The organism is Paenibacillus mesotrionivorans (genome assembly GCF_046098205.1).
Lineage (GTDB): Bacteria > Bacillota > Bacilli > Paenibacillales > NBRC-103111 > Paenibacillus_AR > Paenibacillus_AR mesotrionivorans.
In genome coordinates, this window is sequence record NZ_JBJURJ010000007.1 from 53,552 (window position 1) to 77,448 (window position 23,897).

At 55.1% G+C, this 23,897-nt stretch carries 17 protein-coding genes and 1 tRNA gene; 15 read left to right on the forward strand and 3 right to left on the reverse strand.

Annotation, left to right across the window (positions count from 1 at the left end; all coding sequences use genetic code 11):
* Positions 1–136 precede the first annotated feature (136 nt).
* The 4 genes from ACI1P1_RS11845 (at position 137) to ACI1P1_RS11860 (ending at position 5,954) form a co-directional block, all read left to right on the forward strand.
* Positions 137–1,093 (forward strand): ABC transporter permease, encoded by a 957-nt coding sequence (locus ACI1P1_RS11845; RefSeq protein WP_416216599.1) that lies wholly within the window; start codon positions 137–139, stop codon positions 1,091–1,093.
* Between the two features lie 12 nt (positions 1,094–1,105).
* Positions 1,106–1,993 carry a carbohydrate ABC transporter permease gene (locus tag ACI1P1_RS11850; RefSeq protein ID WP_416216600.1) on the forward strand — a complete coding sequence of 296 codons (888 nt, stop codon included), beginning with the start codon at positions 1,106–1,108 and terminating at the stop codon, positions 1,991–1,993.
* A gap of 94 nt (positions 1,994–2,087) precedes the next feature.
* Complete coding sequence (locus ACI1P1_RS11855) at positions 2,088–3,701, forward strand: extracellular solute-binding protein (RefSeq protein WP_416216601.1); 1,614 nt, start codon at positions 2,088–2,090, stop codon at positions 3,699–3,701.
* Between the two features lie 18 nt (positions 3,702–3,719).
* On the forward strand, positions 3,720–5,954 hold the full coding sequence (locus ACI1P1_RS11860; protein WP_416216602.1) for a helix-turn-helix domain-containing protein: 2,235 nt from the start codon (positions 3,720–3,722) through the stop codon (positions 5,952–5,954).
* 7 nt (positions 5,955–5,961) lie between these two features.
* On the opposite strand, the gene ACI1P1_RS11865 is transcribed toward ACI1P1_RS11860, so the two are convergent.
* Positions 5,962–6,621 (reverse strand): TetR/AcrR family transcriptional regulator, encoded by a 660-nt coding sequence (locus ACI1P1_RS11865; protein ID WP_416216603.1) that lies wholly within the window; start codon positions 6,619–6,621, stop codon positions 5,962–5,964.
* Positions 6,622–6,773: 152 nt separating this feature from the next.
* Here ACI1P1_RS11865 and ACI1P1_RS11870 point away from each other — a divergent pair, with 152 nt between their 5' ends.
* Positions 6,774–8,396 (forward strand): DHA2 family efflux MFS transporter permease subunit, encoded by a 1,623-nt coding sequence (locus tag ACI1P1_RS11870; RefSeq protein WP_416216604.1) that lies wholly within the window; start codon positions 6,774–6,776, stop codon positions 8,394–8,396.
* An 80-nt stretch (positions 8,397–8,476) separates the two neighbouring features.
* Here ACI1P1_RS11870 and clpP read toward each other — a convergent pair whose 3' ends face one another.
* Both clpP and ACI1P1_RS11880 read right to left on the reverse strand, forming a co-directional pair.
* The gene (gene clpP / locus ACI1P1_RS11875) at positions 8,477–9,067 is read right to left on the reverse strand and encodes an ATP-dependent Clp endopeptidase proteolytic subunit ClpP (protein WP_113019518.1); all 591 of its coding nucleotides are present in this window, start codon (positions 9,065–9,067) and stop codon (positions 8,477–8,479) included.
* 190 nt (positions 9,068–9,257) lie between these two features.
* A tRNA-Arg gene (locus ACI1P1_RS11880) sits at positions 9,258–9,332 on the reverse strand.
* Between the two features lie 1,055 nt (positions 9,333–10,387).
* Between ACI1P1_RS11880 and ACI1P1_RS11885 the strand changes: the two genes are divergently transcribed.
* From ACI1P1_RS11885 to ACI1P1_RS11930, 10 genes are all read left to right on the forward strand, one after another.
* Positions 10,388–11,407, forward strand: coding sequence for a sugar-binding transcriptional regulator (locus tag ACI1P1_RS11885; RefSeq protein WP_416216605.1), 1,020 nt, complete (start codon positions 10,388–10,390; stop codon positions 11,405–11,407).
* 83 nt (positions 11,408–11,490) lie between these two features.
* Positions 11,491–12,498 (forward strand): type I glyceraldehyde-3-phosphate dehydrogenase, encoded by a 1,008-nt coding sequence (gene gap, locus ACI1P1_RS11890; protein WP_416216606.1) that lies wholly within the window; start codon positions 11,491–11,493, stop codon positions 12,496–12,498.
* Positions 12,499–12,621: 123 nt separating this feature from the next.
* Positions 12,622–13,806, forward strand: a complete 1,185-nt coding sequence (locus ACI1P1_RS11895; protein WP_416216607.1) for a phosphoglycerate kinase — start codon at positions 12,622–12,624, stop codon at positions 13,804–13,806.
* Positions 13,807–13,883: 77 nt separating this feature from the next.
* Positions 13,884–14,660, forward strand: a complete 777-nt coding sequence (gene tpiA, locus ACI1P1_RS11900) for a triose-phosphate isomerase (protein ID WP_416216608.1) — start codon at positions 13,884–13,886, stop codon at positions 14,658–14,660.
* Position 14,661: 1 nt separating this feature from the next.
* The gene (gene gpmI, locus ACI1P1_RS11905; protein ID WP_416216609.1) at positions 14,662–16,203 is read left to right on the forward strand and encodes a 2,3-bisphosphoglycerate-independent phosphoglycerate mutase; all 1,542 of its coding nucleotides are present in this window, start codon (positions 14,662–14,664) and stop codon (positions 16,201–16,203) included.
* Between the two features lie 101 nt (positions 16,204–16,304).
* A complete protein-coding gene (gene eno / locus ACI1P1_RS11910; protein ID WP_416216610.1) occupies positions 16,305–17,597 on the forward strand; it encodes a phosphopyruvate hydratase in 1,293 nt (430 codons plus the stop codon).
* 688 nt (positions 17,598–18,285) lie between these two features.
* Positions 18,286–19,011, forward strand: a complete 726-nt coding sequence (locus ACI1P1_RS11915; protein ID WP_416216611.1) for a M50 family metallopeptidase — start codon at positions 18,286–18,288, stop codon at positions 19,009–19,011.
* A gap of 189 nt (positions 19,012–19,200) precedes the next feature.
* Entirely contained in the window at positions 19,201–19,431 is a 231-nt protein-coding gene (secG, locus tag ACI1P1_RS11920) for a preprotein translocase subunit SecG (protein ID WP_416216612.1), read from the forward strand.
* Between the two features lie 175 nt (positions 19,432–19,606).
* Positions 19,607–20,413 carry an alpha/beta hydrolase gene (locus tag ACI1P1_RS11925; RefSeq protein WP_416216848.1) on the forward strand — a complete coding sequence of 269 codons (807 nt, stop codon included), beginning with the start codon at positions 19,607–19,609 and terminating at the stop codon, positions 20,411–20,413.
* Positions 20,414–20,625: 212 nt separating this feature from the next.
* Positions 20,626–23,802, forward strand: a complete 3,177-nt coding sequence (locus tag ACI1P1_RS11930) for a ribonuclease R family protein (protein ID WP_416216613.1) — start codon at positions 20,626–20,628, stop codon at positions 23,800–23,802.
* Positions 23,803–23,897 lie beyond the last annotated feature (95 nt).

Sequence of the window (23,897 nt, forward strand, 5' to 3'; positions counted from 1 at the left end):
AAAACCAGTCATATCAAGAGTTTCTGAATTCTGCTGATCGACAGAAAGGAGTCTATTGTCGCGGCCGTACCGGCCCCTTTAGTATGAAGGTGCATCGGCCACGGCTAAGATCACGTTGCAGAAAGAAGGAAACCAGATGGACAGAGGAACTGCCCAAAGGAACCCGGCCCTAACCGGAACCGCCCTCAAACGCCGCCGCGGATGGTCGTTTGTACGGGATTACCAGCTATACCTGCTGCTTACGCTGCCAATTATCTACTTTGTTCTATTCAAGTACATTCCCATGTACGGAGCAGCCATTGCCTTCCAGGACTACAACATCTTCCAGGGGGTAACCGGAAGTGAATGGATCGGCTTCGAGAATTTCCGGCAGCTTTTTGCCATGAGCCAGTTCTATATTGTGGTCCGGAACACATTGATTCTGAATTTCCTGGACCTGGTGTTTTCCTTCCCCGCACCGATCCTGCTGGCTATTCTCCTGAATGAGCTAAGTGTGGCCTGGTACAAGAAAATCGCTCAGACCATTCTATACCTGCCTCACTTTATTTCATGGATCATTATCGGCGGTCTTGTGTATCAGATGTTCTCCAACAACGGCGGTTTGGTCAACAATATGATTACCGCAATGGGCTTCGACGCCGTTCCGTTCCTCACCAATAAACAGGCTTGGCTGCTGGTTTATCTGGGGACGGGCATCTGGCAGAGCGCCGGGTGGGGAACCATCATCTATCTGGCGGCGTTAACCGGCATCAACAAGGAGCTGTATGAGGCGGCGGATGTGGACGGCGCAGGCCGGTTAAAGAAAATCTGGCATATTACCCTGCCGGGCATCCGCTCCACGGTGGTGGTGATGCTGATTATGCAGTTGGGCAAAATCATGACCATCGGCTTCGAACGCCCCTTCGTCATGGGCAATACCCTGGTGATGGATTATGCCGAGGTTATCAGCACCTTCGTGTACAAAGCGGGCCTGCAATCGGCGCAGTTCTCTCTGGCTACGGCTATGGGTTTGTTCCAGGCGCTGGTGGGACTGGTGTTCGTCATTATGGCCAATACAATCGCCAAGCGCTTTGGCGAACAAGGCATCTGGTAAGGAGGAAGATCCATGTCAACCACTGTGCTAAAGAAACAACCGCGCTTCCGGCTCTCCGATGGGGTTATCATGCTGGTCATCGGCCTGGCTATTCTGCTGTGCCTCCTGCCGTTCCTGCATATCATCGCCATCTCCTTAAGCGAAAAGCAGTATATCCTGTCCAACAAGGTGACCTTTTTCCCGCGGGGGCTGGACCTGCATCCCTACCAGATCGTCTTCACTGATGCAAGAATGCTGTGGTCCATGGGGCTGACCATTGTACTGACCGTAGCCTATACCGTGATCAGCATGGTGATGAGCATTGCCGCTGCCTATCCGCTCACCAAGGACCGGCTGAAGGGCAGAACCTTTTTTATGATGCTGATTGTGTTCACCATGTTCTTCAGCGGCGGGATGATTCCCGAATATCTGCTGGTGAAGCAGCTGGGGCTGCTAGACAGCCTGAATGCGCTGATTTTTCCCGGAATGATCAGCGCCTTCAACCTGATTATTCTGAGGACCTTCTTCCTGTCCATTCCCGCCAGCTTGGAGGAATCCGCCTATATCGACGGCAGCTCCCATATCGGCACCCTGCTCCGCATCGTGCTGCCGCTCTCCCTGCCGGTGCTGGCCACCTTAAGCCTGTTCTATGCGGTGTCCCGGTGGAACGGCTTTATGGATGCGCTGTTCTATATCACCAAAGCCGATTTGTATCCCATCCAATTGAAGCTGTACCAGGTGGTCATGAACAGCATGGTGACGGATCTGACGGCACAGGAGGGGGCCTCGCAGGTGGAGGTAGTGCCCGAAGGCATCAAGGCCGCCAGCATCATGTTCGCTACGGTGCCGATTCTTTTGGTATATCCGTGGCTTCAGCGGTACTTTGTGTCCGGGATTATGATCGGCGCCGTGAAGGGATAACGGTCGTGGAAGCTTGTTCAACAGGGTTGCCCCTCCGTTTCCTGGAGGTAAAATAACCAACGCGTTGAAATTATAAGTAAAGGGGAGTTCACCAATGCAACTGAAGCACAAAAAATGGTTTGGGATTTCCACCTCAGTTCTCTTGTTGGCCGGTTTGCTGTCTGCCTGCTCCGGCAAGGATGATTCCGCATCGCCCGCAACAGCCAGTCCCGGCAGCGGATCAACGGCAAGCAAGGATCCCGTCACCCTGAAGGTGGAGGTGTTCGACCGGGGGAATGCTCCGGCCGGCGCCGGTCCCGTGGACAATAATTTCTGGACCCAGTGGATCCAGAAGAATTTCGGAGATCCGAATAACATCAAGCTGCAATTTGTGCCGGTTCCCCGGAATCAGGAGGTGGATAAGCTGAATGTGCTGATGTCCACCAACGATGCTCCCGATATTGTGTTTACGTACGATCTCAACACCATCAATAATTATGTAAAAAGCGGCGGTTTGACCGATCTGGGCAAGCTCATCGATGAGCATGGACCGAACCTGAAGAAATTCCTTGGTGATGACGTGTTGAAATACGGGATTTTCAGCGGCAAGCAGTATACCATCCCCGCGAAGAGAACGCTCCAGTTCACCCAATCCTCCTATATCCGCAAGGATTGGCTGGATAAGCTGGGGCTGCCCGTGCCCACCACCACCGAGCAATTTTACAATGCGATGAAAGCGTTTAAGGAGAAGGACCCGGGCCAAACCGGCGGCAAGGTTATTCCTTATGATTTCGCGGCATTAAACGGCACCGTCATCACCACCCCGTCCGTGCTGATCAACTCCTTCGTGAAGAAAATGTCCGAAGAGGACCGTTACGCTTTATCTGCCACCAATATGCCGGAAATTATGAAGCCCGGTTATAAGGAAGGGCTCCAGTTTGTCAACAAGATGAATGCGGAGGGCTTAATCAATCCGGACTTCGCCTTGGATAAGGACGGCAAAAGCTTCGAGCGGGACATCGCCAACGGACTGGTGGGCTCCTTTACCGCCTTGGCTGCCCATGTAAACCTGATGGGAACCGGCAATGTTTTCGACACCATGAAAAAGAATGCTCCGGGCGCCGAGTATGTGGCCATGGACCCCTTCACGGATGCAGACGGCAAACATCCCAAGGCGATTTATGATCCGACCGGGGTGTTTATGATGGTGCCGAAGAACAGCAAACATGCGGTGGAAGCCGTTAAATACCTGGACTGGATGTCGAAGCCGGATGTCTTGTTCACCCTGACCAATGGGATGGAAGGGCAGCACTACACTCTGGAAAACGGCTTGCCTAAGGCCATCACCACGGACGAGGCCAAAAAGACCTTTTATAATAACAGCGATATCGCCATTGTCATTAACGGTAAGGATTTCGGGTCCCTGGACAAAAACCTTGAAGCGGTGGCGCTCTCCTTCCCCGCCTATAAGGATCTGGCCAAACAAACCATGTTAAACGGGCTGAAGGACGGTTTTACGAACCCGCGTTTCGAACGGCCGATTGACGCAGAGCTGAAATATAACAAAACCTTAAGCGACAAGCTGCAGGAGATTCTCGTCAAGAGCATTCTGGCGAAGCCGGAGGAGTTCAGCAAAACCTTCGACACCATGTCCCAGGAATACCTCAAGCTGGGCGGGCAGGCGGTTATCGATGAGCGCAGAGCCGCGTATAAGGAAATGAAAAAGTAACGAAAAAGGAGTGGGGAGATGAAGGCACCACGTGGGTCCAGCTACATCAAGCGCATGCTGCTTTCTTATCTCCCCATCCTGTTTGTGACCGTCAGCATGCTGATCTTTATCTTCATGTCCATCATTAACGGTATTTATGGCCGCAATGCCATGCAGGCCAACCGTGTGACGGCAGCTTTTATCGTGAACACGGTGGACAGCACGCTGAAGGGTATCTTGATGGATACGCAAAAATTGACGGAAACCGACGACAGGCTCCGCCGGTATTTCGAGGCGCCCTCTGACCGGGAGCTGGAATATGATGTGTCCAATCTCTTAACCACCATCATCGTCCGGTATGGGCTCATCGATTCCATCTATGTCTACCGGGCCAAGGACGGCAGGGTGCTGGATCAGAGTGCCATCCGCCCCATCGAGGAATTTCCCGATAAGGCGTATATCCGCAGCTCCATTGAACAGATTGTGCCGTCAGGCTGGACCTCACCCCGGCTGAAGCAAACCGACGGGATTGAGCGGTCGGCCTCTGTTACGTCCCTGGTACTCAAGGTCCCGCGGGATTCGGGGAGTCTTGGGCTGGTAACGGTGAATATCAAAATCTCGGCCTTGGAATCCTTCATCCGCCAGATGATCAACGAGGATGTGGCGCAGGCCCAGGTGACGGATGCCCAGGGGAGGGCCTTTTTTACGGAACGCGGCGGAATAGCCCATAATGGCCTGAATGCGGATAAGATATCCGAATACACCAACTGGAAATACACCATCAGCATCAAAAACGGCAAATGGCTGGATTATTTGTTCCACGGCAATACTGTCTGGCTGGCCTTAGGTGTATTGTCCATCGTATTTGCGATCAGCTCCACGCTGTATGTGACCCGGAGAAGCTATAAGCCCATTGAAGCGATCCTGCACCGCATTGACCGGTTCTCCTCCATTGTCCGACCCGGCGAAACGAGGGTGAGCAAGAACGAGTTTGCCTTTATTGATCAGGCCATCGAACGGTTGATTACGAACAATATGAATTTTCAGGAAAAGCAGCAGGAGCATCTGGTAATCCGGCGGCAGCAGTTTTTGCAGATGCTGCTCAAGGGGGATTATGAGGAGGAACGGGCTCTTTGGGAGCAGGAGTGGCAGCATTTTGGCCTGGCGGAGGGGCAATATATTGTCGCACTTCTGGAGCTGGACCATTATGTGCAGTTCGGCCTGAAGTACAACCCCAGCGACCAGTCTCTGTTCAAGTTTATTATCAGCAGTGTGGCGGTGGAGGTGGCGGAGCAGAACGGCCAGCGGGTGGTTTCGGAATGGATCTCCAAAAACCAGTTTATTCTGCTTCTGATTTCCCGGGATGGCGCAGGGCTGGAGCATCATATCCTGCAGATCGCCGAGCAGATCCGGGCTTGGGTGGAAAGGTATTTGGACTTTACGGTTACCATCGGGATCGGGCTGGCGGCAGACAGTGAGGAGGCCATCAGCCGGTCCTTCCACGAGGCTATGGCTGCGGTGAGCCGGAAGGTGACTTTGGGCGTTAACCGGATTATCCATACGGTGGAGGCTAAGGACAAAACGGACAGCGAGTGGTTCGCTTATCTGGAGATGATCCGCACCATCGTCCGCAAAATCCGCATGCTGGAGACGGAGTGGATTGGTGAGCTGGAGCTGCTGTTCAATGAGATGGCGGTGCATCAGCTCCGCAAGGAGGATGTGGAACGGCTGTTGAATTACCTGGTGTTTCAACTGGAGTTTGAACTGGAGGGGACGCTCCCGGGGGAGGCAAAGACTTGGTTCCTGGAAGCGAAGCCGGAGCTGCTGCTTGCGCTGAAGCAGGCAGACACGCTGAAGCAGCTGGAGGGATGTTTTACGGCAACCCTCCGGAGGATCGCCGGGCATGTGGAGGACTTGGCCCAAAGCCGGCGCCATGTCACCCTGATGAAGGAGGTGAGGGACTATGTGGCGGCCCATTACACTGACCCCAATCTGTCCTTAACCATGCTCAGCGACCGGTTCCAAATCAACGGCAAGTACCTGAGCCAGCTGTTCAAGGAGAGCATCGGCCAGAACTTCCTGGATTTCCTGATCGGGCTGCGGATCGAACGGGCTAAGCAGCTGCTTCTGGAGTCCGACCAATCGGTGCAGGATATCTCCGAGGCGGTGGGGTATCTGAATACCACCTCCTTCATCCGGGTATTCCGCAAAACAGTGGGCATGTCCCCCGGACAGTACCGCGAATCCCGGCCAAGGGGACAGGAGCCGGGGTAACCGCCGATTACTTCGTTGCCGATGGTTTACTGCCGAACAAATAAGCCGTCATCATATCCGTGAGGCTGCCGATCAGCGCCTCTTCGGGTATGGTGGTTTGGGCATGGGCGATAAGATCGATGATCCGCCGGGTCGAAAAATATACGATTGCGGCGGCGGCCGCGGAATCCTCCACCTGCAGCTCTTGGTTAATTTTTCCTAAAAAGATCCTGCACAGGAGGATGCCTTGTTCGTTGATGTCCACAAAAATCTGCTGGAGCTCCTCGTCTCCCTCCCCCAGAATATTGAGATCCGGCTCCAGGAAGTCAAATTGATGATGAGCCTCCAAAATTAGCAGAATCACCCGCTGCACCAATTCCCTTTTTTCCAATTGCAAGGCCAGCAGGCTGTTGATTCCGTCATCCAGCATCCGCTGGAAGGTGGTAAAGCAGCTCCGGTATACCTCAACGAAAAGCTGACGCTTGTCGGTGTAATAGGAGTAAAAGCTTCCGGTAGCGACTCCCGCCGTTTTGGCAATTTCCTTGGCATTGGTTTGGAAGTACCCCTTCTCCCGGAACAGCTGCAAACCTGCTTCCATCAGCTTCTGTTTGGTTTCGACACTTCGCTGTTGTTGGGGAAGCCGGAATTTATCCGGCTTTTTTTCTTTTTTCGGTTCTTCCGTTTGCATGTGCGCATCACCTACTTCTTATTGTAGACACAGGCCGGTTTTTGTCAAATTAGAATATGAACTAAAGTTCAACTTTTTGTTGACACCGGTTATGGCCACTCCTATAATCGAAATATGAACTTTGGTTCAATTTTTGTGTAGAGGTGATGAACATGCAATTAACAGGCTGGAGACGCACGGTTGCTTTTGTTGCAATTATTATGGGATTTTTTATGGCACTGTTGGATGCCACTATTGTGAATGTGGCTTTGCCGGATATGACCCGATCCTTCCATTCCGGTATGGACCATATGTCGTGGGTGGTAAACGGGTATAATCTCGCCTTTGCCGTTTGCCTGATTACGGCGTCGCGGCTGGCTGACCAATTCGGACGGAAAAGGCTGTTTATGATCGGGGTAACCGGATTTGTGATCGCCTCGGCATTGGTAGGGCTGTCAGATTCGCTGCCTATGCTGGTGACGTTTCGGGTTATCCAGGGAATGGCGGCGGCCATTGTGGTCCCGGTCACGATTCCTCTGGCGGTGGATCTGTTCCCGCCGCAGATGCGGGGGATGATCATGGGGATATGGGGCGGTATCTCCGGGCTGGCTGCAGCCAGCGGCCCGACCCTGGGCGGAATTCTCACGGATGCTATGGGCTGGCAGGCCGTATTTTATGTCAATTTGCCCATAGGGCTGATCTGCCTGCTGCTGTCGGTGCGGCTGCTGCGGGAGTCCGTCGATCCGTCGGCGGGCAGAGGGATCGACTGGCTGGGTATGGGTCTGCTTACCGGGGCCATGTTCAGCCTTACGTATGCGCTGATCCAGGCTAACGAATGGGGCTGGAGTTCCCCGAAGCTGTTAGTTCTCCTGGGGGCGGCAGCAGTGTTGCTTGTAATTTTCCTGATGGTGGAGAGCCGGCTGCGAAACCCGATGCTGCCCTTGCGGCTGTTCCGGATCGGCACCTTCAACTGGGCTTGTCTGACATTGCTCTTAATCGGTGCCGGTGTAATGGCACCAAGCTTCTTGATGTCCTATTTTCTGACGGGGCTGCTAGGCAAAAGTGTGCTTCAAGCGGGGCTGATCATCTCGGCTATGCCATTGGCCTCCATGGTGGTTTCCGCCAGTGTGGGGGCGTTGGCCAACCGCTTCGGCAGCCGGTTGTTTGTGGGTACCGGCATGGCAGTGCTGGCCGCCTCTACCTGGCTGCTGGGTGATCTTACTGCAGCCTCGCCTCTCTCCGCCATCGTCTGGCGGCTCGCTTTGTTCGGAGTGGGCATGGGCTTAGCTATGGCTCCGGTGATGGGCTCAGTGATCCGCAATGTGCCCGAAGAGAAAATCGGTATCGCCTCCGGCGTAACCAATATGACCCGGGCGTTGGGCTCCGTCATGGGCGTGGCCTTGCTGGTGATGGTGCTGAATCAGGCTGTGGCGGACAATACGGTGAAGGCGGGTGCGGATATTGCCGCTTGGGTTTCTGCGGATGAGAGGCTGCCCGCCGGAGCAAAGGCGGAGCTGGCGGTGCAGATGAAGGAGGTTGGAGGTTCGGGTGAAGCTGGAGGAGCGGCCCTGCGGAGCTGGGTGGAGCATTATCCCGCAGGAGCGGAGCTTGCCGCCCGGATCGGCGGCAGGATGCAGGAGGCGTCAGCCGCTTCCTTCGCCAGGGCCTTCCATCTGGGTGGAGCCGTTCTGCTGGCGGGGATTGTGGCCGGGCTGTTATCCGACAGCAGGAAAAGCCGTATTGCCGCGGAGGGCTCTGCGTCTGTGACGGCTGCAGCAGGCTCCGCGGAAGGGTGAAGGCTCACCGGTTCTGCTTCTATAAAGCCCCAAAACCCCCGGTTCAGGAACCGGGGGTTGGGGTATTAAGGGAAAGAAGCTTATTTGGCGCGGGTCGGCTCAATGACTTTATCAATCAGGCCGTACTTCAGCGCTTCTTCGGCGCTCATGAAGTTGTCGCGGTCGGTGTCTTTCTCGATGCGCTCGAAGGGCTGTCCGCTGCGCTCCGCCAGGATGTGGTTGAGCTTGTCGCGCATCTTGATGATGCGGTTGGCGCGGATTTGGATGTCCGAGGCCTGGCCTTCGGCGCCGCCCAGCGGCTGGTGGATCATCACTTCGCTGTTGGGAAGGGCGAAGCGTTTGCCTTTGGCACCCGCGGTCAGCAGGAATGCGCCCATGGAGGCAGCCATGCCGACACAGATGGTGGAGACATCCGCTTTGATGAACTGCATGGTATCATAGATAGCCATACCGGAGGTGATGGAACCGCCCGGGGAGTTAATGTACAGATGGATGTCCTTCTCGGGGTCCTGGGCATCCAGGAACAACAGCTGGGCGACAATGGCGTTGGCTACGGCGTCGTTGATGGCGCTGCCCAAAAAGATGATGCGGTCCTTCAACAGGCGCGAATAAATGTCATAGGCTCTTTCGCCTCGTCCGTCTTGTTCTACGACCATAGGTATCAAACTCATGTTGCAATTCCCTCCTTTAAAATGTTCATCTTCAGGTGGATCATATGCCGGTGTGAAGGGTGTTTCCCTTCACGTTAAGACCATATTAAGTCAACGAAGGTCAAAAGTCAATTAAGGTCAAAGAAATCTGCAGCGCGGTAAAATATACAAAAAAACAGCCTTGCGGCTGCTTGGTTTTGAAGGAATATTATGGCGCACCCGCGAGGAATTGAACCTCGATCTCAGGCTTCGGAGGCCTGCGTCATATCCATTGGACCACGGGTGCATATAGGTGTAACGGCCATATCGCCCTTGGCAGGCGTTTTTGGCGGCAAGTGTTATTATATGATAGCCTGTGACAAATTGCAAGTGCTTGTTCGAAGAATCCCAGGAGGAACTTTTGCGGCGGCCGACTGGGCGGGCCTCGGGCAGGAAGGCGGATAGGGCAGGCAGGAGTATGGAAGGGATGGGCGGGAGGGTGGAAGGGATGGCGGGGAAAAGTTGTTGGGAAAGGGGAAGGGTAGATGTAACAGGACTATGGACAAGGTGGGACGGATGGGAGAGTGGAAGGGATGAGCGGGAGGATGGGGGAGTGCGCATGGGGGCTGGCAGACGGGCTGGAGCGCTAACGGAACTGAGAAGCCCTTAGCGGCCGAAAACCCGTGTATTTACTTTATAACGGAACTCAAACACCCTTACAGCTCTTCAAGGCGCGGTTTACCAGTAAATTTGTGCTCTAAGAGTTGCTCAGTTCCGTTACAGTTGGAAATCAAGCTAAATCGTGTTCTAAGAGTCGCTCAGTTCCGTTACAACTGGAGGAACTGTCAAAAACCCTGCTTACCAGTGCCGCATATATGCGTTCCGGCTGGAGCATACTCTACATCATGTTTTAAGAATCAAATTTTACCATTACCCGTCATGGAGGAGACATACCCGTTCAGATATGAGTCATGTTTAGCTGAAGATTTGCTCCAAATCCCGCCTCAAGAACAGCCCACTCGCAAACTTTAGTCCACCCGGGGACCGTTCTGAAGCCCTTCCCGTTGGAGGCGTTCTGCCAGCTACATTAGAATAAATATTCTTGCTCCATTCGGCCAGTGTTTGATGCCGCTTACACCCTTGGGAGCCCTGTATTATGGGAAAAATACGCCCTGTTCATTTCGCCCGTGGTTAAAAACTTTACAATTGAAAGCGTCACCGTATTCTTGCATTTTCCAAGGAAGAGGAATACAATGTAAGAGGCTAGAGAGTCTCTGTCGAATGGCGCCGCCATTCCTAGCTGGGACTAAAGATGTAAGAGCGGGACATTTCCGGTCCAATACCCTGTCCAGGAGTGAGAAGATGAGGTCCGTGCTCGATATTCAGAAGCAGCTTCTGCCGGATTTAATGGACACCATGAGGAAGCGCTACACGATCCTGCATCACATCATGCTCTCCAAGGTAGTCGGACGGAGAACGCTCGCTTCCTCGCTGGATATGACGGAGAGAGTTTTGCGAAGTGAAGTGGATTTTCTCAAAGCCCAAGGCCTTCTTGATGTGGAAAGCTACGGCATGCGGATCAGCGAATCCGGCCGCAGCCTGCTGGAGGCTATTGAGCCTATGGTAAGGGAGCTGTTCGGGCTCTCTGAGCTGGAGGATCGGCTGAAGGAGCGCTTCGGCATGGAACAGGCTGTGGTGGTTCCGGGCGATTCGGATACTTCGCCGTATGCGAAGATCGAATTGGGACGGGCTGGCGCGGCGGCGGTCCGCAAGATGGCGGTCCGCGAGGGTGTTATCGCCGTTACCGGCGGTTCCACTATGGCTGAGGTGGCTGCTCATATGGGCCCCAGTCCACAGTTAAAGGCAAGCCTGTTTGTTCCGGCGCGGGGCGGCTTGGGTGAAAGCCTGGATTTTCAGGCCAATACCATTGCCTCCACCATGGCGAAGAAAACCGGCGGCCAGTACAGGTTGATGCATGTCCCCGATCATCTGGGGGAAGAGGCGTACCTGTCTTTGATTCAGGAGCCTCATATCCAGGAAATTATCCAGGTGATTCACCAAGCCAGAATGCTTGTGCATGGAATCGGGGAAGCTAGTGTTATGGCCAGAAGAAGGAAGATCGACAGCGCCACCATTGAGTCCCTGAAGCGGGAGGGTGCGCTGGCCGAAGCATTTGGCTATTATTTTGACGCGTCTGGCAAGGTGGTCCACCGCATGCCGACAGTTGGGCTCAAGCTGGAGGATATCCAGCAGACCCAGGCGGTTATCGCAGTGGCGGGCGGGCGCTCCAAGGCTCCCAGCATTGCCGCCGTTTTGAAATTCGGCTGTCATGTGCTGGTGACCGACGAGGCTGCAGCCATCTCCATTCTGGAGACCAACTAAAGCGCAGCGTTTAAGAGCGTTATCCTGACGGTTCTAACGAATCCGTCTTGAGATAATAATTTATTTTTAGGAGGAAACAAACAATGAGTGTTAAAGTGGGCATTAACGGTTTTGGACGTATCGGCCGTCTGGCATTCCGTCGCATTCAAGAAGTAGAAGGAATCGAAGTTGTTGCAATCAACGACTTGACTGACGCGAAAATGCTGGCTCATCTTTTGAAATATGATACTACCCAAGGTCCTTTCAAGGGCGAAGTTGAAGTACATGACGGTTTCTTCAAGGTTAACGGCAAGGAAGTTAAGGTTCTGGCTAACGCTAAGCCGGAAGAGCTTCCTTGGGGCGACCTGGGCGTTGAAATCGTTCTGGAATGCACAGGCTTCTTCGTAACTCAAGAAGCTGCTGAGAAGCACCTGAAGGGCGGCGCTAAGAAGGTTGTTATCTCCGCTCCTGCTACAGGCGAAATCAAGACTGTTGTTTACAACACCAACCATGAAATCCTGGACGGCTCCGAGACTGTAATCTCCGGCGCATCCTGCACCACGAACTGCCTGGCTCCGATGGCTAAGGCTCTGAATGATAACTTCGGTATCGTTCAAGGCTTGATGACCACCATCCATGCATACACTGGCGACCAAAACACCCTGGATGCTCCGCACCGCAAGGGCGACTTCCGTCGTGCCCGTGCCGCTGCTGAAAACATCATCCCGAACACCACCGGTGCTGCTAAGGCGATCGGCCTGGTCATTCCGGAACTGAAGGGCAAGCTGGACGGCGCTGCTCAACGTGTGCCGACTCCGACAGGCTCCTTGACTGAGCTGGTTACTGTTCTGGAGAAGAAAGCAACTGTTGACGAAATCAACGCTGTGATGAAGGCTGCTGCCAACGAATCCTTCGGCTACACCGAAGACGAAATCGTGTCCTCCGACGTAATCGGCTGCACCTACGGCTCCCTGTTCGACGCTACTCAAACCAAGATCCTGACTGTTGGCGACAAGCAACTGGTTAAGACTGTTTCTTGGTACGACAACGAAATGTCCTACACCGCCCAATTGATCCGCACCTTGGAATACTTCGCAAAGCTGGTTAAGTAAAACCATAATTGGGTGAACAACCAAAGAGCGGAACAGACGGTAGTCTCTTCCGCTCTTCAAACTGAACGAAGGTATCCATACCCGGATACTTGATTTTTCACTTTTTAGGCGGAGGTTAGACAAATGAACAAGAAGAGCATTCGTGACGTGGCCGATCTGGCCGGCAAACGCGTGTTTGTCCGCGTTGACTTCAACGTACCGCTGGAAAACGGCGTCATCACTGACGATACCCGGATCCGGGAAACCCTTCCCACCATCAAGTACCTGATCGAGCAAGGCGCCAAGGTTATCCTGGCTTCCCATATGGGCCGTCCCAAGGGTGAGTTCGTAGACAGCATGCGTCTGACTCCTGCTGCCGTCCGTCTGGGCGAGCTGCTGGGCAAGCCGGTTGCCAAGGCTGATGAAGCTGTTGGTGATGCGGTAAAGGCTCAAATCGCAGAACTGAAAAACGGCGACGTGCTGGTTCTGGAAAACGTCCGTTTCTACAAGGGCGAAGAAAAGAACGATGCCGAGCTGGCGAAGCAATTCGCTGAGCTGGCTGACCTGTTCGTGAACGATGCCTTCGGTGCTGCTCACCGTGCGCACTCCTCCACTGCAGGCATCGCACAATACCTGCCGGCCGTTTCCGGTCTCCTGATGGAGAAGGAATTGGACGTATTGGGTAAGGCTCTGTCCAATCCGGAGCGCCCTTTCACCGCCATCATCGGCGGCGCTAAGGTAAAGGACAAGATCGATGTTATCGACAACCTGATCAACCTGTCCGACAACCTGATCCTGGGCGGCGGTCTGTGCTTCACCTTCCTGAAAGCCCAAGGCTACAGCATTGGCGCTTCCATGCTGGATGAAGAGAAGATCGAATTGGCCAAGACCTTCATTAATAAGGCCAAGGAAAAGGGCATCAACCTCCTCATCCCGATCGACGTTGTGGTAGCCGACAAGTTCGATGCCAACGCTGAAACCAAGATTGTTGACGTGGACGCGATTCCTGACGGCTGGTTGGGTCTGGACATCGGACCGAAAACCTCCAAGATCTATGCCGACACCATCAAGAACTCCAAGCTGGTTGTTTGGAACGGACCGATGGGCGTATTCGAAATGGACGCTTTCGCAGCCGGCACCAAGGCTGTAGGCGAAGCTTGTGCGGAAACCGCAGGCTACACCGTTATCGGCGGCGGCGACTCTGCAGCTGCGGTTGAGAAGTTCAACCTGGGCAGCAAGATGGACCACATCTCCACTGGCGGCGGCGCTTCCCTGGAGTTCATGGAAGGCAAGGCTCTTCCGGGCGTTGTAGCTCTTAACGACAAGTAAGAAGTTTCGAATTTCGGGGTCCCCGCAAAGTAATAGGATTAAACTTCGAAGGTTATGCTTCACTTTGTGGGGAATTTATGGATAAGGAGGGGACCTCTGTGAGCAGAACACCTATCATTGCCGGCAACTGGAAAATGTTCAAAACTGTCAAGGAAGCGGTAGCCTTCGCTGATGAAGTGAAGGGCAAGGCTGAGCTTGCAGGCGTGGAGAGCGTGGTTTGCGCCCCGTTCACCAACCTGCCGGCCCTTGTACAGGCTTTCCAAGGCACCACCATCAAGGTAGGCGCGCAAAATCTTCACTTCGAGGACAATGGCGCTTACACCGGCGAAATCAGCGGGATCATGCTGAAGGATCTGGGCGTGGAGTATGTGATTATCGGCCACTCCGAGCGCAGAGCTTATTTTGCGGAAACCGACGAAATCGTCAACAAGAAGGTTCTGGCAGCCTTCAAGCACGGCTTGACTCCGATTCTCTGCGTAGGCGAGAAGCTGGAGGAGCGCGAAGCAGGTGAAACCAAGGAAGTGTGCCGGGTGCAAACCGTGGCCGCTCTCGCCGGTCTTACTGCCGAGCAAGCTGCCCAAACCGTTATCGCTTATGAGCCCATCTGGGCCATCGGCACCGGCAAGTCCTCCACTGCAGAGGATGCTAATGAAGTGATCAGCTACATCCGCAGCGTGGTGGCCGAACAATTCAACGGCGAAGTGGCGCAGGCTGTCCGTATCCAATACGGCGGCAGCGTGAAGCCGAACAACATCAGCGAATATATGGCCAAGGCCGATATTGACGGAGCCCTTGTAGGCGGCGCCAGCCTGGAGCCGGCTTCCTACATCGCGCTGGTGGAAGGAGCGAAGTAAGATGGCAAGACCCAAACCGGTAGCATTGATTATTCTGGACGGCTTCGGACTGCGCGACGGCGTTCAGGGGAATGCTGTCGAACAAGCCAAGAAGCCCAATTACGACCGCATTAAGGCTGAATTTCCGTATACCACCCTCACCGCTTGCGGCGAGGCTGTAGGTTTGCCGGAAGGCCAAATGGGCAACTCTGAAGTGGGACACTTGAATATCGGCGCAGGCCGGATCGTGTATCAGGATCTGACCCGCATCACCAAGTCTGTCCGCGACGGAGATTTCTACGAGAATGAAACCCTGCTGGGCGCGGTCCGCCACGCCAAGCAAAACGGCACCAAGCTTCACCTGTACGGGCTGTTGTCCGACGGCGGTGTACACAGCCACATTGCGCATCTGTTCGCGCTTCTGGAGCTGGCCAAGAAGGAAGATCTGAAGGAAGTTTACATCCATGCTTTCTTGGACGGCCGCGACGTTGCACCGGACAGCGCCAAGAAGTACATGGAGCAGCTGGTTGCCAAGACGGAGGAGCTGGGTGTTGGCCACATCGCCACTGTCCAAGGCCGCTATTATGCCATGGACCGTGACAAGCGCTGGGAGCGCGTGGAGAAATCCTACCGCGCTATGGTGTACGGTGAAGGCCCAACCCATACCGATCCGGTTAAGGCGATTGAGGAAAATTACGAAAAGGCGATCTACGACGAGTTCGTGCTGCCTACCGTCATTGTGGATGGCGAAGGCAAGCCGCTGACTACAGTAGAATCCAATGATTCCGTTATTTTCTTCAACTTCCGTCCCGACCGTGCCATTCAGCTGTCCCTGGTGTTCACCAACGAAGACTTCCAAGGCTTCGACCGTGGTCCGGGACGTCCGCTGAACCTGCACTATGTATGTATGACTGTTTTTGCCGAAACGGTGAAGGGCTTCGTGGCCTATTCCCCTAAGAACCTGGACAACACCCTGGGTGAAGTGCTGGTTCAAAACGGACTCAAGCAGCTGCGTACAGCAGAAACGGAAAAATATCCTCACGTGACCTTCTTCTTCAGCGGCGGACGTGATGTGGAGCTGCCGGGAGAGAAGCGTGTGCTGATCAACTCGCCGAAGGTTGCCACTTATGACCTGCAGCCGGAGATGAGCGCATACGAGCTGGCTGCTTCCACCGTGAAGGAAATCCAGTCCGGTGAGCATGACGTGATTATCCTTAACTTCGCCAACGCGGACATGGTCGGTCACTCCGGTATGCTGGAGCCCGCCATCAAAGCGGTGGAAGCTGTTGACGAATGCCTCGGCCAGGTGCTGGATGCCATTCACGCCGCCGGCGGGGTTGCGCTGATCACAGCCGACCACGGCAACGCCGAAACCGTCCGCAATCCGGATGACAGCCCGAACACGGCACATACCACCAGCCCGGTTCCGTTTATCATTACTGACCGGACCTTCACTCTGCGCTCCGGCGGCATCCTGGCGGATATCGCACCGACCATGCTGGATATTCTGGGCGTTGCGGCTCCTGCCGAAATGACCGGCACCACCTTGATCGAAAGCAAGTAAGCTTCATGGCAAGGCGAAAGGCCCGGCTTGGAGGCTTGCGCTCGAGAGCAGCATCCACCGGTACAACACACATATCTCTATAGAAGGAGCGATTACCCATCATGACCATTATCTCCGACGTATACGCACGGGAAGTATTGGACTCCCGCGGCAATCCGACAGTAGAAGTAGAAGTATATCTGGAATCCGGCGCAGTAGGCCGCGCTATCGTTCCCTCCGGCGCTTCCACAGGCGCACACGAAGCTGTTGAGCTTCGTGACAACGACAAGTCCCGTTACCTGGGCAAAGGCGTTCTGAAGGCTGTTGAAAACGTGAACGACGTGATCGCTCCCGAAATCATCGGTTTGGACGCTCTTGACCAAGTCGGCATCGACACTAAGATGATCGAGCTGGACGGCACCCACAACAAGGGCAAGCTGGGCGCCAACGCGATCCTGGCTGTATCCATGGCTGTAGCACGCGCTGCTGCAGACGCACTGGACATCCCGCTGTATGTGTACCTGGGCGGCTTCAACGCCAAGACTCTGCCGGTTCCGATGATGAACATCGTTAACGGCGGCGCACATGCCGACAACAACGTAGACGTTCAAGAATTCATGATCCTGCCTGTTGGCGCTGAGTCCTTCAAGGAAGCTCTCCGCACCGGCGCAGAAATCTTCCACAACCTGAAGACCGTTCTGAAGGAAAAGGGCTTGAACACTGCAGTAGGCGACGAAGGCGGCTTCGCTCCGAACTTCGGCTCCAACGAAGAAGCTCTCTCCACCATCCTCGTGGCTATCGAGCGCGCTGGCTACAAGCCGGGCGTTGACGTATTCCTGGGTATGGACGTTGCTTCCACCGAGTTCTTCAAGGATGGCAAGTACCACCTGGAAGGCGAAGGCAAATCCTTCACCTCCGCTGAGTTCGTTGACCTGTTGGCTTCCTGGGTTGACAAGTACCCGATCGTTACCATCGAAGACGGCTGCTCTGAAGATGACTGGGAAGGTTGGAAGCTGCTTACCGAGAAGCTGGGCAGCAAGGTTCAACTGGTTGGCGACGACCTGTTCGTAACCAACACCACCCGTCTGGAGAAGGGTATCGACGAAAACATCGGTAACTCCATCCTGATCAAGGTTAACCAAATCGGCACCTTGACTGAAACCTTCGACGCTATCGAAATGGCTAAGCGCGCCGGCTACACTGCTGTTGTTTCCCACCGTTCCGGTGAGTCCGAAGACAGCACCATCGCTGACATCGCTGTAGCTACCAACGCCGGCCAAATCAAGACTGGCGCGCCTTCCCGTACTGACCGTGTGGCCAAGTACAACCAATTGCTGCGCATCGAAGACGAGCTGTCCTATGTAGCTCAATATGCCGGCAAGAAAGCATTCTACAACCTCAAGAAATTCAAGTAATATAACAGCTTCCGCTTCGCGGCGGAGCGTTGGGGCATGCGGCAGGATTTCCTGCTGCATGCTTTTTTGTTTTGGGGTGTTTAGGGAACGGGGGGCTGGTGTGTGGAGGGATAGAGGAAGCAGGGTTTCCACTATTGTTGGGTGGAGGCGGAATGGAGGTCGATAAAGGAAGGGAAAGCTCCGCTATCGGGCAGTCAGCACACGGAAAGTGGCCGGTTGAGGAGCAATAGAGGTAATTAAGGTTCCCTTATCGCGCAAAAATGCGGCCGGGATGCCGGATAGCGGAAAGGAATTTCCGCTAACTGGCCTTATCTAGGTGAAAGTAGGCGATAGCGGAAGCCATTTTCCGTTAACTGGTCCTGATGATGGTGGAGGTTACTGCCTTCATGGCGATAGCGGAAAATCGCTTCCGCTAATGGAACGCTAGGGCCAGGTCCAGGCAGCTTAACGGAAAACCGCTTCCGTTATTCGACCGGGTACAAGCCTGGGCATTGCAGATCGCTTCCGCTGGCACCCGGCAAAGCCTCGGCGGCGCCTATCGCTTCTGCTGGTAGACTAGACCTGCACTATTCGCAGCCTTCCCGCTATTTGCATCCTTTTCCCATATAAGCTAGGATAAAGGAAATGACGGCAGCGCTGGCGGATCAGGCGTTCAGCCAAGACGGCCCGCTTATAGGAGGAACAGTAGATGAGCAAATGGATGCTGACAGTGTTGTTTTTGATTGGCTCTGTGTTTGTCACCAATCTCATTCCGTTCTCCTCCTTCTTCCGCTATCTGGACACCATGATCCATGAATTCGGCCATGCGGCGGCAACCCTGCTGCTATCCGGCAAGGTCATGTATATCGAGCTGTACGCGGACCACAGCGGCGTCACCCGGAGCCTCATCACCAAACCCTGGTCCCGCATTCCCGTGGGGCTGGCGGGGTATATGAGCGCCTCCTTGTTCGCGTGGCTGCTGTTTGCCCTGAATGGCCGCAGCCGGCAAAAGGAAGGCTTGTACACCATCACTCTGCTTGCGGTGATTTCTCTGGTTTTGTTCGTGCGCAATGGCTATGGCATGATGTGGCTGGCCGGTTTTATCGCCTTGAACGTGGTGGTGCTGCTGTGGGGGAACCGGGTGGTCATGAAGTGGTACTACCTGGTGCTGGCCTTTCTGACGCTGGAGGAATCGGTATCCGGCGCGCTGTATATCCTCATATTGGCGATAAACCGCCCGGGCCAGGCTGGAGACAGCACTCTGCTGGCGCAGGCCAGCGGCATTCCCGCCCCCGTATGGGGTGCCTGGTTCCTCCTGTTCGCCCTGTGGTGTGCCAAACGCGCGCTGCAATGCTTCTTCGGCAAACGCCGCTCCCGCTCCCGTCCGGGTGAACGGGAAGTGGGCAATGCCTATGCCGGTTATGAACGCCGCTAAGGGCGGCATTTTGCAGAGAAAAGCGGATTTACCGGAGGCAATTGGAAGGGAATCTAAAGCCTGAACTGGGACTTTGCCCAGACGTTGTAATTTTACACCTGTTGTGGTACAATACTCTTGCTGTCTATAACGACGACACTTTGTTTGGGCCTACTGAAGGCTCTTGAAACTTTGGGAGGTACACATGTAATGGATGTCTTTTTGAAGGTAGTCCTGATTATCGTATCCATTGGTCTGATCGCGGTTGTTCTGCTTCAGAAAGGCAAAAGCGCAGGTTTGTCGGGTGCTATTACCGGCGGCGCTGAGCATCTGTTCGGCAAACAAAAAGCCCGCGGCATGGATCTTCTCCTCTCACGTGTAACAATGGGACTGGCCATTGCCTTTATCGTAGTGGCTCTTCTGGTTGCTTATTTTGCGTGAAGTAAGGATTGGGTTCATCAACCAACATAGATGATACGCAGCAGGGGCATACTCCTGCTGTTTTTATTTATCCATAAATAGAGATGGGCACACCTTGCCGGGCGTGGGCATATATTGCTGTACAAGGACAGGACGCCAAGAAGCGGGGGGCACGGAGAAGGAGGAAACGGAATTGATGCAAGCACTCATCACCGAAGCGCAAGGGTTGGCAGACAAAGATCCGGCAGCCAGATTGTTCGGCACACCGGAGCCGTTTTTTCTGGAGGGTTGGGGCGAGCATAAGGATACCGTGGCACTTCTGATCCACGGGTTTACCGGGTCCCCTTCCGAATTCCGCCGGTTGGGGTATTATCTCAATGATTTGGGATATACGGTCAAAGCCATTCTGCTGCCCGGACACGGTACCTCGCCGGAGGATATGATCCGGACAGGCTTCCGGGACTGGTGGAGCTGTGTGAAGGATGAGTTTGCCGTCCTGGTCCGGAAGGGCTATGAACGGGTTATCCCCATCGGCCATTCCATGGGCGGGCTTCTGTCCCTGAAGCTGGCTATGGAGGAGCAGGTGCCGGGTGTGGTCACCCTGGCTACACCGATTCATCTGGGCAGCCGGTCTCTGATGTTCGCCGCGTGGGTCCAATTCTTCGTCAAGTATATCTCCAAACGCCGCCCGGCCGGATGGGAAAACATGGTCAACGAATCTCTCGCCTATGACCGTACGCCCGTGCCCTGTGTAGTCCACTTCCGCAAGCTGCTGTTTAACGTCAAGAAGAAGCTGGAACTTGTGAACGTGCCTCTTTTTATTGCCCAAGGAGAGCTGGACCGGGCCGCCTTGCCTGCCAGTGCGCCGTACATCTACAACCGGGTCTCCTCCCAAAAGAAGGAAATGAAGGTTTACCCCAACAGCTCCCATGGCATCCTGCTGGATTCAGACCGTGAGGAAGTGTATCAGGATATCAGTATGTTTATCGCTCAATTGGGTTAAGAAGGCGGCAGGTCCGTTATCAGGTTTGTTTGGTTAATTTGTCGGGTATAAATAGGTTGGGATCACTGATGTCCGTGCCCGTTGAAGGCCGGATTTTACATAATCAGCTTGAATTTGAAAAATTGCTTGAGGTTCCGTGCGGCTTACGCCTTGCCTTCGTTATTCTCCGGCAGATGTGTGCATACTAATACAAAAAGGGAAGGGTGACGCGTTTGGTTACGGAGCAGCAATTGCTTGATTTTATGCGGGAAACGGCGTACAAGCCGTTGACATATCAAGAGCTGGAGAAACATTTTGAGCTGGAGAACGCCCAGGAATTCCGGGATTTTCTGAAGCTCTTGAACGCATTGGAGGAAAGCGGTGAAATCTACCGCACCCGCACGGAGCATTACGGGATTCCGGAGCGGATGAATTTATTGAAAGGCCGGATGCAGGTCCATGCCAAGGGCTTCGGCTTTCTTTTGCCTGAGGATAAGGATCATCCAGATGTGTACATTAACGCCAACGACATGGGCGGCGCCATGAACCGCGACACGGTTCTGGTGCGGGTGAGCACCAAGGGACCATCCGGCGGACGGATGGAAGGGGAAGTGGTGAAGATTGTGTCCCGGGCGGTAACCCAGCTGGTGGGCACCTTCGAAAACCACGAAACCTATGGCTTCCTGCTGCCTGACGATAAGCGGATCAACCGGGATATTTTTATTCCGCAGGAAAAAATCAACGGTGCCGTTACCGGCATGAAGGTTGTGGTGAAGCTTCTGACCTATCCGGAGGGACGGGCTGCCGCCACCGGCGAAGTGGTAGAGGTGCTGGGGCATAAGGATGACCCGGGTGTGGACATTATCTCCATTATCCGCAAGCATCAGCTGCCGGAATCCTTCGGGGACGACGTAATGGCCGAAGCCGAGCAGGTACCCGATGTGATCCGCGAGGAGGATCTGGTTGGCCGGCGTGATCTGCGGGGCAAACGGATCGTGACCATTGACGGCGAGGATGCCAAGGACCTGGATGATGCGGTGAATGTAGAGCGGCTGCCGAACGGGAATTACAAGCTGGGCGTCCATATTGCGGATGTCAGTTTTTATGTGACGGAGAATTCCGCTCTGGACCGGGAAGCGTACATGCGGGGCACCAGCGTCTATCTGGTGGACCGGGTGATTCCCATGCTGCCACACCGGCTGTCCAACGGGATCTGCAGTCTGAACCCCCAGGTGGACAGGCTGACCATGTCCTGCGAGATGGAGATTGATGCCAACGCCAATGTGGTGGATCATGAGATTTTTACAAGCGTTATTAAGACGACGGAGCGGATGACGTACACGAATGTCCGCAAAATCCTTCATTATATGCGCAATAAGGACACGGCCGGCCAGAATCTGCCGGATGCGTCCCTCTCCCCTGCGGAAAATGAACTGTCCGGTACTTTCGGGACGGAGTCTGCGGCTGAACTTAGCATTCTGGAGGGAGAACCTACAGACGGATTCTTAGGCGGTTTGTCTGCCGAAGCAGGCACAGCGACAGAAGCCAAGGCTGCACCCGAAGCTTCGGAAGGACAAGCCATTGATGAAGCAGCGCTGATGGAAGAAGGACGCCAGCTGGCGGACCGGTATGCGGGACTGGTGGATGATTTCCTGCTGATGGAGGAGCTGGCTCTGAAGCTGCGCAGCAAGCGGATGCGCCGTGGGGCAATCGACTTTGACTTCCAGGAATCGAAGATTCTGGTGGACGAAAAGGGCAAGCCCACCGCGATTATCAAACGTGAACGGACCATTGCGGAGCAGATTATTGAGGAATTTATGCTGGCGGCCAATGAAACGGTGGCGGAGCATTTCTATTGGATGAAGGTACCGTTCCTGTACCGGATTCACGAGGACCCGGATGCCGAGAAGCTGCTTCACTTTATGGAGTTTATCGGCAACTTCGGCTATACGGTGCGGGGTGGCAAGGGCAATTCGGTTCATCCCCGGGCGCTTCAATCCATTCTGGAGGAAATCAAGGATACCAAGGAAGAAACGGTCATCAGCACCGTGCTGCTGCGCTCCATGAAGCAGGCCCGCTACGAAGCGGAGAGTATGGGCCACTTTGGTCTGGCGACGGAGTTTTACTCCCACTTTACCTCGCCGATCCGCCGTTATCCCGACCTGATCATCCACCGCGTCATGCGGGAGGTGCTGGAGAATGGCGGACTCACGGATGCGCGGCATGAATATTTGACTGCGCGGATGGCGGATATTGCCCGCCAATCCTCTGAACGTGAGCGTGTGGCCGTTGATGCCGAACGGGATACGGATGCACTGAAAAAAGCCGAGTTCATGCTGGATAAGGTGGGCGAGGAATTCGAGGGTATGATCAGCAGTGTGACCAGCTTCGGGATTTTTGTGGAGCTGGGCAATACGGTGGAGGGGCTGATCCGGTTAAGCGATCTGGCCGACGACTACTACCACTTCCACGAAAAGATCCATGCGCTGGTGGGTGAACGCACCTCCCGCATGTTCCGCATCGGAGACGAAGTCAAGGTGCGGGTAGCGCGGGTGAATATGAGCGATCATACCATCGATTTTGAGATGGTGGATATGAAGCCACGGCAGCAGCGTCCCGGCGGCGGTTTCGGCGACGGGCGGCGCAAGCAGGCTGCTGACGGACGTGGCAAGGCCGGCGGTAAAAAAGGCGCTAATAGTATGCAAGGCCACCGGGAGCCAAAGAAGAAGAAGGCTGCCGGTCAAGCGGGTAAGAGTGGTCGGAGTGGTGGGGCCGCCGGTAACAGTGGCGGGCCGCTGTTGTATACGCCGCCTGTGGACGGGGCGGCGGTAGAGCGTGCCGCAGCCGAAGGCGGGCGCGGCAAGAAGAAGCGCCGCCCGGGGCAGGGCGGCGGTGTGCGGTTGTCGCCGGTAGAAGGCGGCGACGCTGGGGTTGCGTCCGGCAGCGTGGCGGCGGACGCGGGTTTTGCCGCAGGCGGCGCAGCTGCGGCGGCGCCGGGCGTCTTGCCGGCGGAGCGCTCCGGCAAGAAGCGCAAGCGCAAGGGCGCCGGCGGCAAGGGCGGCGCCGTGGAAGCGGGCGCGGCCGGCGGTAGCGCTGTGGCCGCAGGCGGAGCTGCGGCGGGAGCGGCACCCGCCGAAGGAGGCCGCCGCGGGCAGCGCGGCGACCGGAAGGAGCCGGGCGAGCGGAAGCGTGGCGGCGGTGAGCGCCGCGGCGGCCGCGGCCGGCAGGAGCGGGAGCCTGCCCCGCGCTCCTGGGAGATGATCAGCAGCTCCGAGGGCCGTCAGGACCGGAGCAAGGATGACACCGGCGCTGAGGAGGGTGCTCCGTCGCGCAAGCGCCAGGGCACCGGCTTCGACGGCAATGGCGGTACGCCGTTCTACGTGGGAGCTATGAAGAACCGCAAAAAGTAGTATTAGTTTGGCGTCGCCTGGTCATAGTGACCGGGCCACCGGAAAAAACGGATATAGCCGTCTATCGGAGGCGGAGGAATCTTGATTTATCAGGC